12 protein-coding genes and 2 pseudogenes are annotated in these 15,062 nt (G+C 64.9%); 9 read left to right on the top strand and 5 right to left on the bottom strand.

All coding sequences use genetic code 11. The features are described 5' to 3' along the window. The first annotated feature begins 81 nt into the window (after positions 1-81). Both FJ970_RS29410 and FJ970_RS29405 read left to right on the top strand, forming a co-directional pair. Positions 82-1,404: a DUF3422 family protein gene (locus FJ970_RS29410; RefSeq protein WP_140756650.1), complete on the top strand. Its 1,323-nt coding sequence runs from the start codon at positions 82-84 to the stop codon at positions 1,402-1,404. A gap of 156 nt (positions 1,405-1,560) precedes the next feature. Beyond that, positions 1,561-3,057: an FAD-linked oxidase C-terminal domain-containing protein gene (locus FJ970_RS29405; RefSeq protein ID WP_140756652.1), complete on the top strand. Its 1,497-nt coding sequence runs from the start codon at positions 1,561-1,563 to the stop codon at positions 3,055-3,057. Positions 3,058-3,064: 7 nt separating this feature from the next. Here the strand turns inward: FJ970_RS29405 and FJ970_RS33980 are convergent. Further along, positions 3,065-3,254 (bottom strand): annotated as a pseudogene (locus FJ970_RS33980) (hypothetical protein); the annotation flags it as partial. Positions 3,255-3,296: 42 nt separating this feature from the next. Here FJ970_RS33980 and FJ970_RS29400 point away from each other — a divergent pair. Next, a complete protein-coding gene (locus tag FJ970_RS29400) occupies positions 3,297-4,502 on the top strand; it encodes an FAD-binding protein (RefSeq protein ID WP_140756656.1) in 1,206 nt (401 codons plus the stop codon). Positions 4,503-4,512: 10 nt separating this feature from the next. Continuing rightward, positions 4,513-5,838, top strand: coding sequence for a glycolate oxidase subunit GlcF (gene glcF, locus FJ970_RS29395; protein WP_140756658.1), 1,326 nt, complete (start codon positions 4,513-4,515; stop codon positions 5,836-5,838). A 15-nt stretch (positions 5,839-5,853) separates the two neighbouring features. Here glcF and FJ970_RS29390 read toward each other — a convergent pair whose 3' ends face one another. Then, complete coding sequence (locus FJ970_RS29390) at positions 5,854-6,774, bottom strand: bifunctional 5,10-methylenetetrahydrofolate dehydrogenase/5,10-methenyltetrahydrofolate cyclohydrolase (RefSeq protein ID WP_140756660.1); 921 nt, start codon at positions 6,772-6,774, stop codon at positions 5,854-5,856. Positions 6,775-7,063: 289 nt separating this feature from the next. Continuing rightward, positions 7,064-7,795 carry a L,D-transpeptidase gene (locus tag FJ970_RS29385; RefSeq protein ID WP_140756662.1) on the bottom strand — a complete coding sequence of 244 codons (732 nt, stop codon included), beginning with the start codon at positions 7,793-7,795 and terminating at the stop codon, positions 7,064-7,066. 213 nt (positions 7,796-8,008) lie between these two features. Between FJ970_RS29385 and FJ970_RS29380 the strand changes: the two genes are divergently transcribed. Further along, positions 8,009-8,647, top strand: a complete 639-nt coding sequence (locus FJ970_RS29380; protein ID WP_140756664.1) for a DNA-3-methyladenine glycosylase I — start codon at positions 8,009-8,011, stop codon at positions 8,645-8,647. Positions 8,648-8,684: 37 nt separating this feature from the next. Here the strand turns inward: FJ970_RS29380 and FJ970_RS29375 are convergent, their stop codons facing one another. Further along, a complete protein-coding gene (locus tag FJ970_RS29375) occupies positions 8,685-8,933 on the bottom strand; it encodes a hypothetical protein (protein ID WP_140756666.1) in 249 nt (82 codons plus the stop codon). Between the two features lie 235 nt (positions 8,934-9,168). On the opposite strand from FJ970_RS29375, the gene hisS reads away from it, so the two are divergent. The 4 genes from hisS to FJ970_RS29355 all read left to right on the top strand — a co-directional run bounded on the left by hisS (position 9,169) and on the right by FJ970_RS29355 (position 14,535). Further along, a complete protein-coding gene (gene hisS, locus FJ970_RS29370) occupies positions 9,169-10,674 on the top strand; it encodes a histidine--tRNA ligase (RefSeq protein WP_140756668.1) in 1,506 nt (501 codons plus the stop codon). A 178-nt stretch (positions 10,675-10,852) separates the two neighbouring features. Next, the gene (locus FJ970_RS29365; RefSeq protein ID WP_140756672.1) at positions 10,853-11,974 is read left to right on the top strand and encodes an ATP phosphoribosyltransferase regulatory subunit; all 1,122 of its coding nucleotides are present in this window, start codon (positions 10,853-10,855) and stop codon (positions 11,972-11,974) included. Beyond that, positions 11,971-12,669, top strand: a complete 699-nt coding sequence (gene hisG / locus FJ970_RS29360; RefSeq protein WP_140756674.1) for an ATP phosphoribosyltransferase — start codon at positions 11,971-11,973, stop codon at positions 12,667-12,669. Before FJ970_RS29365 ends, hisG begins: the two co-directional genes overlap by 4 nt. Before the next feature lie 93 nt (positions 12,670-12,762). Beyond that, a complete protein-coding gene (locus tag FJ970_RS29355; protein WP_140756677.1) occupies positions 12,763-14,535 on the top strand; it encodes an AMP-binding protein in 1,773 nt (590 codons plus the stop codon). 7 nt (positions 14,536-14,542) lie between these two features. On the opposite strand, the pseudogene FJ970_RS29350 reads toward FJ970_RS29355, so the two are convergent. Further along, positions 14,543-15,022 (bottom strand): annotated as a pseudogene (locus FJ970_RS29350) (alpha/beta fold hydrolase); the annotation flags it as partial. Positions 15,023-15,062 lie beyond the last annotated feature (40 nt).

Genomic DNA, 15,062 nt, shown 5'->3' with positions numbered 1-15,062 from the left:
TAAACTTTGCTGTTTACGTCCCTTGCCGATTGCAGCAAGACGACGCCATTGCACGAAGGGTCGAAACCAGGGGGACCAGACGTGTCGGACGAGACGTCCAATCTTGAATTCCAGCCGCGCAGCCAAGGCAGCGTCATGGGCTTTCCGGCGCATGAAGGCCGGCCCGGCGCGCTCGGCGAGGTTCATGCCCGTCCGCATCCGCTGGTCGAGAAGCCGCGCGTGCTCGTCCAACTCTCCTTCATGACCGAAGGCGGCTCCGCGGTCGACCATGCCGTGCTTTCCGAACTGTCGCGCCGCCTCGGCATCGCCGCCCCCGAGCGTCATGCCCGCCACCACGCCATGAAATGGGGCAAAGGCACGCTGCGCTGGGAGCGGCACACGGAATTCTCGACCTATCTCTGGGAAGGGCCGCTGGCCGAGAATGGCCGGGGGCAAGAGGATTCGCCTTTCGGCAACGGCTTTTCACCGCCGGGAACCGTCATCTCGGGCATCCGGCTCGAGATCCGCAAATGGACGCAGGCGAACGAGAGGCTGATCGCCGGCTTCGATCCGACCAGCCTCTGTCACTCGCTGGTCGAGCGTGGCAGCGCGGCCATCGTCACCGACTTCCGTCAGGACGGCGACGGCATGACCCGCATGCTGGTGCTCGACCGAGGTCTCACTCCGGCCAGCACCGGCGCGCTGTCGCAGCGGCTGATCGACATCGAGACCTACCGCACGCTTGCCATGCTCGGTCTGCCGCTGGCGCTCACCTTGTCCGGCCGCGCTCGCCGCATCGAGGACCGCTTGGCGCAGACGACGCTGGAAATGAAGGCCGCCGAGACGCGCGACAACCAGACGCTGCTCGCCGACCTGACGGAGCTTGCCGCCGAACTGGAGGCCGATGCCGCTTCCAGCCTCTACCGCTTCGGCGCCAGCCGCGCCTATGACGGCATCGTCACGGAAAGACTCGAGGCGTTGGATGAGGAACCTGTGCAGGGCTACGACACCTGGGCGGGCTTTCTGCTGCGGCGCATGGCGCCAGCCATGCGCACCTGCCGCTCGGTCGAGGAGCGCCAGGCCAATCTGTCACGCAAGCTGACGCGCGCCACCACGCTGCTGCGCACTTGGGTCGATGTCGAGGTCGAGAAGCAGAACCGCGACCTTCTCGCCTCGATGAACAACCGCGCCCGACTGCAACTGCGCCTGCAGCAGACCGTCGAGGGTCTCTCGGTCGCCGCCGTCTCCTATTACGTTGTCGGTCTCATCGGCTATGTCGCCAAAGGCGCGTCGGTATTTGGCCACGCGTTCGCGCCGGAGGTCGTCACCGCCGCCTCGGTGCCGTTCGCCATCCTGCTGGTCTGGTGGGGCGTGCGCAGGGTGCGACGGATGCATTCCGAGCCCGCGAAACATCCGGGCGAATAGTCCGCACTATGCTTCGCACGAAATAGATGTGCAGCGGCAGATTGCCGCTGCGGAAGCCTTGCCTGCGTCCGTCGCCCCGACGCCATCAAAGCAAGGTTTGCAACAAATGCCTCTAGCTGGTAAATCATTTTTACCAGTCGAGTGGAGGAAGTGCCGATGTCCGGCCTTGCCATGCCCAAGCCAGACGCCGGGACGCTGCGCCGGCGCAACGAAATCGTCGCCGACATGCGCATCATCGTGCCGGGCGAGGGCGTGGTCGACGCCGCCAACGAAATGCGCGCCTTCGAAAGCGATGGCCTGACCGCCTACCGGCAGGTGCCGCTGGTCGTTGTGCTGCCGGAGACGGTGGCGCAGGTCTCGCGCGTGCTGAAATACTGCAACGACCGCAACATTCGCGTCGTGCCGCGCGGATCCGGCACCTCGCTTTCGGGCGGTGCGCTGCCGCTGGAGGACGCGGTGCTGCTGGTGATGAGCCGGTTCAACCGCATCCTCGAGATCGATTTTCCCAACCGCATCGTCGTCGCCCAGCCCGGCGTCACCAATCTCGGCATCACGACCGCCGTCGAGCAGGAGGGCTTTTACTATGCCCCCGATCCATCCTCCCAGATCGCCTGCTCGATCGGCGGCAATGTCGCGGAGAACTCCGGCGGCGTGCACTGCCTGAAATACGGCCTCACCGCCAACAATGTGCTCGGCATCGAGATGGTGCTGATGAATGGCGAGGTGGTGCGGCTCGGCGGCGGCCACCTCGACGCCGAAGGCTATGACCTGCTCGGCGTCATGACCGGTTCGGAAGGTCTGCTCGGCGTCGTCACCGAAGTCACCGTGCGCATCCTGAAGAAGCCGGAGACGGCACGCGCCCTGCTGATCGGCTTTCCGACCAGCGAACAGGGCGGCCAATGCGTCGCCGACATCATCGGCGCCGGCATCATTCCGGGCGGCATGGAAATGATGGACCGGCCGGCGATCCATGCCGCCGAGGATTTCGTCCATGCCGGTTATCCCCTCGATGTCGAGGCGCTGCTGATCGTCGAGCTCGACGGGCCGAGCGTGGAGGTCGACCATCTCATCACCGCGGTCGAGGCGATCGCCATCCGCAACGGCTCGACCACGTGCCGCATCTCGCAGTCCGAGCAGGAGCGGCTGAGTTTTTGGGCCGGTCGCAAGGCGGCCTTCCCCGCCGTCGGCCGCATCTCGCCCGATTACTACTGCATGGACGGCACCATTCCGCGCAAGGAGCTGCCGCGCGTGCTGGCCGGCATGCGCGAACTGTCGGAGAAATACGGTCTCGGCGTCGCCAATGTCTTCCACGCCGGCGATGGCAATCTGCATCCGCTGATCCTTTACGATGCCAACGTGCCGGGCGAACTGGACAAGGCCGAAAGCTTCGGCGCCGACATTCTGAGGCTCTGCGTCAAGGTCGGTGGCGTGCTCACCGGCGAGCATGGCGTCGGGGTCGAGAAGCGCGACCTGATGCCGGAAATGTTCAACCAGGTCGATCTCGACCAGCAGATGCGCGTCAAATGCGCCTTCGATCCCAATCATCTGCTCAATCCCGGGAAGGTGTTCCCGCAACTGCGCCGCTGCGCCGAGCTCGGCCGCATGCACGTGCACCGCGGCCAGGTGGCATTTCCCGACATTCCGAGGTTTTGAGCTGATATGTGGGCGCGTGAACACCCCCCTCTGTCCTGCCGGACATCTCCCCCTCAAGGGGGGAGATTGGCAGTTCGTGCGCTTCGCCTTTTCTTCAACGCAGAAGATTGGCGAAACCCTGCGCGACATCTGATCTCCCCCCTTGAGGGGGAGATATCCGGCAGGACAGAGGGGGGCGCGACAGAACTCGGCCTATCCTGTTTCCCCCGCTTTGCGGGGGCGAGGAATCAGGTGCGAATATGACCATCTTCAGCCCCCTGACCCCAGATGAAGTCCTCTCCACCATTGCCTGGGCGGCGGCAGAGGAAACATCGTTCGAAATCCTCGGCCATGGCTCCAAGCGCGGCATTGGCCGTCCGTTGCAGACCGAGCATACGCTCGACCTGTCGAAACTCTCGGGCGTGACCCTCTATGAACCCGCCGAACTGGTGCTGTCGGCCAAATCAGGGACGCCGCTGGCCGAGATCGAAAAGCTGCTGGCCGAAAACGGCCAGCAGCTGGCCTTCGAGCCGATGGATTACGGCCCGCTGCTCGGCGGCGAGCCGGGCAAAGGCACCATCGGCGGCGTGCTCGGCGCCAACCTGTCCGGTCCGCGCCGGCTGAAGGCGGGCGCCGCGCGCGACCACATCCTGGGCATCAATGTCGTCTCCGGCCGTGGCGAGGCCTTCAAGTCCGGCGGCCGCGTGGTCAAGAACGTCACCGGCTATGATCTGTCGAAGCTGATGGCCAACAGTTGGGGTACATTGGCCGTCTTCACCGACGTGACTTTCAAGGTGCTGCCGGCGGCCGAGACCGAAATCACGCTCGCAGTTCGTGGCCTGCTCGATGATGCCGCCTGCGCCGCCATGGCCCTGGCGCTGGGCTCCAGTGCCGAAGTGTCGTGCGCCGCCCACCTGCCGGAGCGCATCGCCGCGCGCGTTGCCGGCGGTGCGCTCGGCACCGAAGCCGCCACGCTGCTGCGCGTCGAAGGCTTTGGTCCGTCCGTTGACTATCGCGTTGCAGCGCTGAAAACACTGCTCGGCAAGGCCGGCCCGCTGGAGGAGATTGCCAGTGAGACCTCCAAGGCAATCTGGTGCGATATCAGGGATTGCAGCCCCTTCATCGATGGCAGCGAAAAACCGGTCTGGCGGGTCTCGATGACCCCCGCCCAGGGCCACCAGATGATCCTGACGCTACGCATGCAGGCAGCCGTCAGCGCCTTCTACGACTGGCAGGGCGGGCTGGTTTGGCTGCGCATGGAGGAGGGCGACCCGGAAGCCGCGCTGCTGCGTGGGCTCTTGAGAAAACATGGCGGCGGCCATGCGACGCTGGTGCGCTCTACCCCTTCCCATCGGGCGGCTCTGCCGGTGTTCGAGCCGCAGGCGCCGGCATTGGCGGCGCTCAGCCAGCGGCTGAAACAGGAATTCGACCCGAAGAACATCCTCAATCCCGGCCGCATGGCCTAGGACATCAGAGATGCAGACCAATTTTTCGCCCGCACAGCTTGCCGATCCGCACGTCGCGGAATCGGAAAAGATCCTGCGCAAATGCGTGCATTGCGGCTTTTGCACCGCCACTTGCCCGACCTATGTAACGCTCGGCAACGAGCTCGATTCGCCGCGTGGGCGCATCTACCTGATCAAGGACATGCTGGAGAACGGCCGTCCCGCCGACAAGGAGATCGTCACCCATATCGACCGCTGCCTGTCCTGCCTCGCCTGCATGACCACCTGCCCGTCGGGCGTCAACTACATGCATCTGGTCGACCATGCCCGCGCCCATATCGAGGAGACTTACAAGCGGCCGCTGCTCGATCGCCTGACCCGCGCCATGCTGGCCTTCGTGCTGCCCTATCCCCAGCGCTTCCGCGCCGCGCTCAAACTGGCAAAACTCGGCAAGCCTTTCATCGGCCTGTTCGAAAAAATCCCGGCACTGAAGCCTCTCGGCGCGATGCTCAAGCTCGCGCCGGCATCGATCCCGGCAGCCTCGCCAATGGCCTTGCCGGGCGTCCATGCCGGGCAGGGGGCGAAAAAGGGCCGCGTCGCCATCCTGACCGGCTGCGCGCAATCGGTGCTCGATCCCGCCATCAACGATACGACCATCTCGCTGCTGACACGGCTCGGCGTCGAGGTCGTGGTGCCGCCGGGCGAGGGCTGCTGCGGCGCACTGGTTCATCACATGGGGCGGGAAGAAGCCGCCCTTGCCTCGGCCAGGCAGAATGTCGATGCCTGGACGCGCGCCATCGAGCAGGGCGGGCTCGACGCCATAATCATCACCGCATCGGGCTGTGGCACGACGATCAAGGATTACGGCTTCATGCTGCGCCTCGATCCGGCCTATGCCGACAAGGCCGCGCGCGTGTCGGCGCTGGCCAAGGACATCACCGAGTATCTGGCCGCCATCGACCTGCCTGAACCCGTGCGCAAGCCTGGCACGGTTGTCGCCTATCACTCGGCCTGCTCGATGCAGCACGGCCAGAAGATAACGCGCCAGCCGAAGGAGTTGCTGGCCAAGGCCGGTTTCGTCGTGCGCGAGCCGCGCGAGGGGCACCTTTGTTGCGGCTCGGCCGGCACCTACAACATCCTGCAATCCGAGATTTCGGCCAGGCTGCGCGATCGTAAGGTCAGGAACATCGAGGCGACGGGTGCCTCGATCGTCGCCACCGGCAATATCGGCTGCATCACGCAGATCGCATCCGCCGCCAGGATGCCGGTGGTGCACACGATCAAGCTGCTCGACTGGGCCTATGGCGGGCCGAAGCCGGACGGCGTTACGGAAGACAGCCTGGTCGCGGCGGAATAGGCGTTCGTTTCATTGCTACTCGGCCGCGAGCCTGTCCGACGTGCCATAGGTCGCCTCATAGAGCGCGCGCTGGCGGCTGAGCGCGACCATTGTGTTGCGCAGCAGGATCGCCACCGTGATCGGGCCGACGCCGCCCGGCACCGGCGTGATCCAGGAGGCAACCTCGCGCACGCTGTCGGTGTCGACGTCGCCGACGATGCGGCTCGTGCCATCAGGTCCAATTTCGGAATTGATGCCGATGTCGATGACGGCCGCACCCGGCTTTACCATGTCGGCCTTGATCAGGCGCGGCCTGCCGACGGCGACGAAAAGCGCGTCGGCGCGGCGCGCATGGGCGGCGACCGATCGTGTCATATGATGGCAGACGGTGACGGTCGCGCCCTCGCTCATCAGCAGGAAAGCGATCGGCTTTCCGACGATTTCGGAATGGCCGACGATGACGACTTCGAGCCCCTTGAGGTCGAGCCCGGTTTCCTTGAGCAACTCGACCGAGGCCGCCGCCGTGCAGGGCGCGAGGTCGAGCTGGTTGTAGACGATATTGCCGATCGAGGCCGGGTGCATGCCCTCGACGTCCTTGAGCGGGTGGACGGCCGCCTGCAGAGTCTTGATCGGGATATGCGCGGGAACCGGCCGCTGGATGATGATGCCGGTGACGCGCGGATCGGCGTTCAGCCCGTGGATGGCTGCTTCGAGTTCACCCGAGGTGATGGTGGCGGGAAAGCGCCGTTCCTCGAAATCGATGCCTGCGAGCTCAGCCTTGGCGCGCTGGTTGCGCACATAGACATCGACCGCGTCGGTATCACCGACGGTGATCGAGATCAGCTTGGGCGGAAAGCCCTCGGCCTTGGCAATGGCCGCGTCCTCGCGCACGGCGGCGATGATGCGCTGGGCAACCGGCCCGCCCTTGAGATAGCGGCTGTCGTCGGACAGGGACATAGTTCGAACCTTTGGTGGGGAGATTGTGCACTGCAATAGCAGAGCATGGCCAGGAAATCAGCCCTGAAAACGAAACACCGTGCCTCCGGGGCGACCTGTCGCACCGTGAAACGAAAAGGGCAGCCCGGTTACCCGTGCTGCCCTCTCGTGACTGGCCGTATCCCCACACGGCCCGTCCCCCGTTAACTCGCTGCCAGTCTAAGCACGTCTTCCAAAAGTGCGCTATGGCTTGAGGGCAACAGTGCGCCAAAATCTACTCAGCACTGCTTAACCGGTTGATTCGCTATCACTATATCACTTCGACCGTCGTTCCGACATTGACCCGTTCATAGAGGTCGACGACATCCTCGTTGCGCATGCGGATGCAGCCCGACGATACCGCGCCGCCGATCGTCCAGGGCTGGTTGGTGCCATGGATGCGGTACTCGGTCGTGCCGATATAGAGTGCGCGCGCGCCGAGCGGGTTCTCCATGCCGCCGGCCAGATAGGTCGGCAGGTAGCGGCCCTTGGCCGCCTCGCGCTTGATCATCTCGGCCGGCGGACGCCAGTCCGGCCAGACGCGCTTGTTGGTGATCTTGTGCGTGCCCGACCATTCGAAGCCGGGCTTACCGGTGCCGACGCCGTAACGCCGCGCCTTGCCGTTCTTCTCGACCAGATAGAGGAAATTCTGCGTGGTATCGATGACGATGGTGCCCGGCTTCTGCGCGCCGTCATAGGCGACTTCCTGCGGCAGGTAGACCGGGTTGATCTGCGGGCGCATGACCATGCGTTTGCCCGGCGCCTGCACGGCGGCCGTCTGCACGCGGTCTGGCTGCGCGGTGCGCTGGCGCGGCTGCGCGGCCTGTCGGTTCTGCCGCACGATGCCCGGCGCATGGCCGAGCTGCAGCACCCAGGGCGCGGAAAGGTCGGGGCTCACCATCACCGGCGGCCTGTCGGCATAGCGGTCGCCGGCGGTTGAGGGTGTGACGCCGGCGGCAAACACAGCCACGGCGCCGAGCAAGGGAAACAGAACTCTCTTCATCGGGAACGCACCTTGATCGTCTAAATACACCGGGCGAGAACGCTCCCGGCTTGCGCGATCATTGGCGGCGAGCAGCAACCGAAACATGAATCGGAATGCGTAAAATGCGGTTCTGTCAGTAAACCCTTTGGTGTGGTTACCGCCGGGTTCAGGAATCTGGTAAAGCCACGGTAAAGACAGCGCGGAAGCGCGTTAACGGATGGATTTTTCAGGATGAGCAATGAAAATACCGGCCTGCTTGCCGGTCCTGACGGTGTCGCGCGCTGCTTCTGGCATGGCAATCTGCCCGACTATCTGCATTACCACGACCACGAATGGGGCCGGCCGATGGCCGACGACCACAGGCTGTTCGAGAAGATCTGCCTAGAAGGCTTCCAGTCGGGCCTGTCGTGGCTGACCATTTTGCGCAAGCGGGAGAATTTTCGCGAGGCCTTCGCCGGCTTCGATTTCGACAAGGTCGCCGCCTTCACCGAACGGGACGTCGAGCGCCTGCTCGGCAATGCCGGCATCATCCGCCATCGCGGCAAGATCGTCTCGACCATCAACAATGCCAAACGCGCCCGCGAGATGGTCGACGAGTTCGGCTCGCTGGCCGCCTGGTTCTGGAAGTTCGAACCCGGCAAGGAAGAGCGCCCCAAGATCGTCGACCTCGCCCATTTGCGCGCCAATCCGACCACCGCGGTCTCCGTGCGGATTTCGAAGGACCTGAAGAAGCGCGGCTGGACCTTCGTCGGCCCGACCACGGTCTACGCCTTCATGCAGGCCATGGGCCTGGTCAACGACCATCTCGAGGGGTGTGTGTGCCGCAAGGAGGTCGAGAAGGAACGGAAGGCTTTCAAACGGCCGAAATAGCGGCGACGCTCAGGTCCCGAGAGCAGGCCGGCAGATATCAGGTGCCGCCGGCTCCGGACAGGTAAAGCCCGGCGACAATGGCGGCCACGATGGCGAGGGCCGGATAAATCACCAGCAGGCCGGTCACCAGCGCATCGCGCATAGTGGGGCTGGCGCCTTCGCCTGGCTCGAAGGGACCGGCTGCCTGGCTTGTTATCTTGTGAGTGTGGGTGTTGGCTGGGCGCAGCTGTGCGTGCAGGTCGCTGGCGCTGCGATAGCCGATGTCGAATTTCCGCGCCACCGCCATGGCCCGATCCCCTTGTTCCGGTCCGCTTTATCGCCTGCGATTGTGTCGGCGGAATGCCGCGCTTATGGCGGAATTGGTTCATTTCTGCAGTGGTTTGTTGCAGCGAAGCGAGGCTTCGCGCGGCCTTGCCGCACCAAGCGTCATCGTTTAGGACACGCGCGTTGTGAAAATCGCATCATATTGCGAAAATCGCACCACTACCGACCTGCCATCGCCACAAACACCGAGCAAACCCATGGCCGACAAATCGGAAAAGACGAAAGCGCGGCTGCCGCGCGGTTTTGCCGACCGCAGCGCCGAGGACATCCGCGCCGTCGAGAAGATGATGGCGACGATCCGCTCGGTCTATGAGCTCTATGGCTTCGAGCCGGCCGACCAGCCGCTGATCGAATACACCGATGCGCTGGGCAAATTCCTGCCCGACCAGGACCGGCCGAACGAAGGCGTGTTCTCTTTTCAGGACGATGACGACCAGTGGCTGTCGCTGCGCTACGACCTGACGGCGCCGACGGCGCGTTTCGTCGCCGAGAACTTCGAACGCCTGCCCAAACCCTACCGCAGCTACCGCTCAGGCTGGGTGTTCCGCAACGAGAAGCCCGGTCCCGGCCGCTTCCGCCAGTTCATGCAGTTCGATGCCGACACGATCGGCACGCCGGGCGTGGCGGCGGACGCCGAGATGGCGATGATGATGGCCGACGTCATGGAAGCGCTCGGTATCAAGCGCGGCGACTACGTCATCCGCGTCAACAACCGCAAGGTGCTGGACGGCGTGCTCGAAGCAATCGGCCTTGGCGGCGAGGAGAATGCCGGCCGCCGGCTGACGGTGCTGCGCGCCATTGACAAGCTCGACAAGCTCGGTCCGGACGGTGTGCGGCTGCTGCTTGGCCCGGGGCGTTGGGACGGCGGTAAGGAAGGCGAGGGCGACTTCGCCAAAGGCGCCGGGCTGAATCACACGCAAGCCGAGGCCGTTCTTCTGGCGACCGCGCGCAATGCGCAGGCTGGCCAGGATGCCAGCGTCAGCGGAAACGCGGTCTACCAGGAGGGCGTAGGCGAACTCGCGACGATCGAAGCCCTGGTCAGGGCCGCCGGATATGCCGAGGACCGCATCGCCATGGATCGTTCCGTCGTGCGCGGCCTGGAATACTATACCGGTCCGGTCTTCGAGGCCGAGCTTCTGGCCGAAATCCCCAATGAGGACGGCCAGATCGTGCGCTTCGGCTCGGTCGGCGGTGGTGGGCGCTACGATGGCTTGGTTTCCCGCTTCCGTGGCGAACCGGTTCCGGCGACCGGCTTTTCCATTGGTGTCTCCAGGCTGATGACGGCGCTGAAGAACCTCGGCAAGCTCGACAGCGCCGATGTGATCGCGCCGGTTGTCGTGCTGGTCATGGACAGGGACACGGAAAGCCTCGGCCGCTACCAGAAGATGGTCTCGCAATTGCGCGCCGCCGGCATCCGCTCCGAAATGTATCTCGGCGGCGCCGGCATGAAGGCGCAGCTCAAATATGCCGACCGGCGCGGTTGTCCCGTCGCCATCATCCAGGGCGGCGACGAACGCGCCAAGGGTGAGTTGCAGATCAAGGACCTGATCGAAGGCGCCCGCATGTCGGCGGAGATCACCGACAATGCCGAATGGCGCGCCGCGCGGCCGGCGCAGGTGACGGTGGCGGAAAACGAACTGGTCGCCGAGGTCAAGAAGATTTTGGCGGCGCAAGCCGCCGATCGCGGGAAGGGTGGCGCTTGAGCGCCCCCCTCTGTCCTGCCGGACATCTCCCCCGTAAGGGGGGAGATTGGCAGCTTCAAGTGCGGAGTCCTTTCTGCAACGCCGACGGTTGGCGAAGGCATGCGCGACATCCGATCTCCCCCCTTGCGGGGGAGATGTCCGGCAGGACAGAGGGGGGTGCCTCGCGCACATCCTGTCCATGACCTCCCGCTACCCCGCCATATCAACCGACATCACCACGCTGTTCGCCACGCGCAACGCGCATGCGGTGGAAGTCGCGGTGCTGCAGCCGGCCGATCCGTTCCTCGACATGGCCGGCGAGGATCTGCGCCGCCGCATTTTCCTGACCGAGAGCGAGACCGGGCAGACGCTCTGCCTGCGGCCCGAATTCACCATCCCCGTCTGCCTCGATCACATTGCCAGCCAGGCCGGCACGCCGCGCCGCTACTCCTATCTGGGCGAAGTGTTTCGCCAGCGCCGCGAAGGCGGCAACGAGTTCTTCCAGGCCGGTATCGAGGATCTCGGCGACCGCGACACGGCTGAAGCCGATGCCCGCTCGGTGGCCGACGCGCACGCGCTGCTGTCGCTGGTGCTGCCCGACCAGTCGCTGGCGGTCACGCTTGGCGACCAGGGCATCTTCGAGGCGGTGTTGGCGGCACTCGGCCTGCCGCGCGGCTGGCGCATGCGGCTGGCCCGCGCCTTCGGCTCGGCGCCGATGCTGGAGTCGGCACTCGCCGATCTCGCCAACCCGCCGCGCAACGGCCAGCTCTCCGGTCCCGTCGCGGCGCTTGTCCTCGACGGCGATCTGGACGGTCTTTCCCAGCACATTGCCAGCGGCATGGAGAAGGCCGGCCTGTCGGCATCCGCCGGGCGCGCGCCTTCGGACATTGCGCGGCGGCTGATCGAGAAGGCCGAATTGCGCAGCGTGCGGCTGTCGAACGAGGCCTTCGCGGCGCTGAAAAGTTTTCTGGCGATCAATGTGCCGCTCGATGGCGCGGCGCAGGCGCTGGATTCTTTCGCCGCCGGCGCCGGACTTTCGCTGGGTGTGGCGCTGGAAAAATTCTCGGCCCGCGCCAAGGCAATCGAGGCGCATGGCTTGCCCTCGGGAAAAATCCGCTACGACGCCGCTTTCGGCCGTCCGCTCGATTACTACACCGGTGTCGTCTTCGAAATCGCGGCCGCCAATGGCGAGCGTCCCCTGGCCGGTGGCGGGCGTTATGACAGGTTGCTGACGCTGCTCGGCGCCAAGACCGCGATCCCCGGTGTCGGCTTCTCGGTGTGGCTCGACCGCATCGAGGCGTTGCGGGAGACGGCACCATGATCACGCTGGCGATCCCGTCGAAGGGCAGGCTCAAGGAGCAGGCGCTGGAGGTGCTCGCCAAGGCTGGCCTCGCCGTCAGCCTGCCCGGCGACGAGCGCAAATATCACGCCCGCGTCGAGGGCATGGACAATGTCGAAGTGGTCTTCCTGTCGGCCTCCGAAATATCGGGCGAAATAGGCCAGGGCGCGGTCGATCTCGGCATCACCGGCGAGGATCTGGTGCGGGAAAATCTCGCCGACTGGGAAGCGCGGGCCGAGATCGTCGCCCGCCTCGGCTTCGGCCATGCCGATGTCGTGGTCGCGGTGCCCGAGATCTGGCTCGATGTCGATACCATGACCGATCTCGACGACGTTGCAGCCGATTTCCGCCAGCGCCATGGTCGGCGACTCAGGATCGCCACCAAATACTGGCGGCTGACGCAGCAGTTCTTTTCGCTCAAGCACGGCATCCAGGTCTATCGCATCGTCGAGAGCCTCGGCGCGACCGAAGGTGCGCCGGCGGCCGGCCTTGCCGACGTTATCGTCGACATCACCAGCACGGGCTCGACGCTGCGCGCCAACCATCTCAAGGTTCTGGGCGATGGCATCGTGCTGGAGTCGCAGGCCTGCCTTGTGGCCTCGAGGAAGACACGTGCAGCCGCCGACGAAGCGGTCTTGCGCGACATCGTCGCGAAAATGGCGGCCGCGGTCGCATAGCGGTCTTTTCAGGGAAGAGGCTCCAGTACCATCGACGGGATTTCCACCATCCCGGCAGGCTGATAGGTTCGGCCAGTCTTGGAGGAGACAGCGATGCCGGTCAATCTCGACGAGTTGAAGAACGCCACCAATCTGCGCGGACGCGGCGCGCGCGCCGACGGCGTCTTTATCGCGCCCGTGGACGGCAGGGCACATGTCTCGGGCGATCGCGGCGTGCCGCTGCTCGACAAAACGATCCCTGAGCTTTTCTCCGACACCGTCAGCAAATACGGCACGCTCGATGCCGCCGTCTTCGTCGGCCAGGACAAGCGCTTCACCTGGGGCGAACTGTCGGACACGGTGGATGCGCTGGCCGCCGGCTTCCTGGCGCTCGGCCTCCACAAGGGCGACCGCGTCGGCATCTGGTCGCCCAACCGCTGGGAATGGCTGGTGACGCAGTTCGCCACCGCCCGCATCGGCCTGATCCTGGTCAACATCAATCCGGCCTATCGGCTGACCGAACTAGAATATGCCCTCAACAAGGTCGGCTGCAAGGCCCTGGTCACCGCGGCCAGCTTCAAGACCTCGGACTATCTCGGCATGATAGAGACGCTGGCGCCGGAGATCGCCACGGCGATCCCGGGCAAGCTGAAGGCCAGGAAGCTGCCGACGCTCAGGATCGTCATCCGCATGGGCGAGGAGAATTCGGCAGGCATGTTCAATTTCGGCGATGTGTTGGCAATGGCCGGCCGCGACGAGCATGACAGCCTCGACCGCATTTCCGAGCGCTTGAAGCCGGGCGATGCGATCAACATCCAGTTCACGTCAGGCACGACAGGCGCTCCCAAGGGCGCGACGCTCACCCATCTGAACATCGTCAACAACGGCAATTTCGTCACCTCGGCCATCAAGCTCACCGTCGACGACCGCCTCTGCATTCCTGTGCCGCTCTATCATTGCTTCGGCATGTCGATGGGCACGATGGGTTGCGTGTCGAAGGGCGCGACCATGGTTTTTCCGTGCGAAGGCTTCGATCCCGGCCTGACGCTGAAAGCCGTGGCGCAGGAGCGCTGCACCGGCCTCTACGGCGTGCCGACCATGTTCGTCGGCATGCTCGATCATCCGGACTTTTCGTCCTTCGATCTCTCCAGCCTGCGTACCGGCATCATGGCCGGTTCGCCGTGCCCGATCGAGGTGATGAAGAAGGTGGTGTCGCTGATGCATATGGCGCAAGTGACCATCGCTTACGGCATGACCGAGACCAGTCCGGTCTCGTTCCAGAGCAGCGTTGACGATCCGTTGGAAAAGCGCGTCTCGACGGTCGGGCGCATCCACCCGCATGTCGAGGTCAAGGCGATCGACGCCGATGGCGCCACCGTTGCGGTCGGCGCGCCGGGCGAGCTTTGCACGCGCGGTTATTCGGTGATGAAGGGCTACTGGGACGACGACGAAAAGACCCGCGAGGCGATCGACAGCGACGGCTGGATGCACACCGGCGACCTCGCCACTATCGACGCCGAGGGCTATTGCAACATTGTCGGCCGCGTCAAGGACATGGTCATCCGCGGCGGCGAGAACGTCTATCCGCGCGAGGTCGAGGAATTCCTCTACCGTCATCCCAAAGTGCGGGAAGTGCAGGTCTTCGGCATCCCGGACGCCAAATATGGCGAGGAGCTGTGCGCCTGGATCGTGCTCAAGCCCGACCAGGTGGCCACCGAACAGGAGATCAAGGCCTTCTGCGCCGGCCAGATCGCCCACTACAAGGTGCCGCGCCACATCCGCTTCCGCACCGAATTGCCGATGACGGTGACCGGCAAGCCGCAGAAATTCCTGATGCGTCAGGCGATGGTCGAGGAACTCGGGCTGGTGACGCAGAAAACGGCGTGAGGCCGGATCAGCCGCGTCGCACCAGCGCGCTGATGCTGTCGAGCAGCGACCGCTGGTCGCCGACCCAGAACCAGTGATCGTCGCCATCGACCTCCATGAACCGCGCGCCGGGAATCCTGGACGCGAGAAACCGCCCGGCCTCGATGCGCACGGCGCGGTCGCCGGAACGGTGGAGGATCATCGTCGGGGCGGAGACTTTTGCCAGAAGATTACGGACATCGGCGTCCCGTAGTGCATCGAGCAGGCCCGCGACCGCACCCGGGCTGGAGGCTGCCCTGAGCAATCCGGCCCACCAGGTCCTCGCCTGACGGTCGCCAGTGAGGCTCGGGGCGAAGGTTTCGATTTCCGCCGGGCCACCCCAGCCCGCGAGCAGGCGTTGCTTCCACAGGTCATACTGCGCGGCGGTCAAGGCGTAGGGATAGTCGGGCGCGCGGCTGCCTTTCGCGAGCGTCCCCCACAGGACAAGGCCCGTCAACCGCGCGAGATGATCGCCAATCCGACTTCGCCGCGGACCCGCGAGTTCCTAT

The sequence above is a fragment of the Mesorhizobium sp. B2-1-8 genome, from assembly GCF_006442545.2.
Lineage (GTDB): Bacteria > Pseudomonadota > Alphaproteobacteria > Rhizobiales > Rhizobiaceae > Mesorhizobium.
The sequence above is the reverse complement of the archived record's forward strand: the minus strand, read 5'-3'. Positions and strand labels throughout refer to the sequence as shown.

What these genes read in the sequence shown, in the direction of transcription:
- hisS (WP_140756668.1), top strand. Translation starts at nt 9,169, where the DNA reads ATGGCCGACAAATCGGAAAAGACGAAAGCGCGGCTGCCGCGCGGTTTT.
- FJ970_RS29385 (WP_140756662.1), bottom strand. Translation starts at nt 7,795, where the DNA reads ATGAAGAGAGTTCTGTTTCCCTTGCTCGGCGCCGTGGCTGTGTTTGCC.
- FJ970_RS29355 (WP_140756677.1), top strand. Translation starts at nt 12,763, where the DNA reads ATGCCGGTCAATCTCGACGAGTTGAAGAACGCCACCAATCTGCGCGGA.
- hisG (WP_140756674.1), top strand. Translation starts at nt 11,971, where the DNA reads ATGATCACGCTGGCGATCCCGTCGAAGGGCAGGCTCAAGGAGCAGGCG.
- FJ970_RS29380 (WP_140756664.1), top strand. Translation starts at nt 8,009, where the DNA reads ATGAGCAATGAAAATACCGGCCTGCTTGCCGGTCCTGACGGTGTCGCG.
- FJ970_RS29405 (WP_140756652.1), top strand. Translation starts at nt 1,561, where the DNA reads ATGTCCGGCCTTGCCATGCCCAAGCCAGACGCCGGGACGCTGCGCCGG.
- FJ970_RS29375 (WP_140756666.1), bottom strand. Translation starts at nt 8,933, where the DNA reads ATGGCGGTGGCGCGGAAATTCGACATCGGCTATCGCAGCGCCAGCGAC.
- FJ970_RS29365 (WP_140756672.1), top strand. Translation starts at nt 10,853, where the DNA reads ATGACCTCCCGCTACCCCGCCATATCAACCGACATCACCACGCTGTTC.
- FJ970_RS29390 (WP_140756660.1), bottom strand. Translation starts at nt 6,774, where the DNA reads ATGTCCCTGTCCGACGACAGCCGCTATCTCAAGGGCGGGCCGGTTGCC.
- FJ970_RS29400 (WP_140756656.1), top strand. Translation starts at nt 3,297, where the DNA reads ATGACCATCTTCAGCCCCCTGACCCCAGATGAAGTCCTCTCCACCATT.
- glcF (WP_140756658.1), top strand. Translation starts at nt 4,513, where the DNA reads ATGCAGACCAATTTTTCGCCCGCACAGCTTGCCGATCCGCACGTCGCG.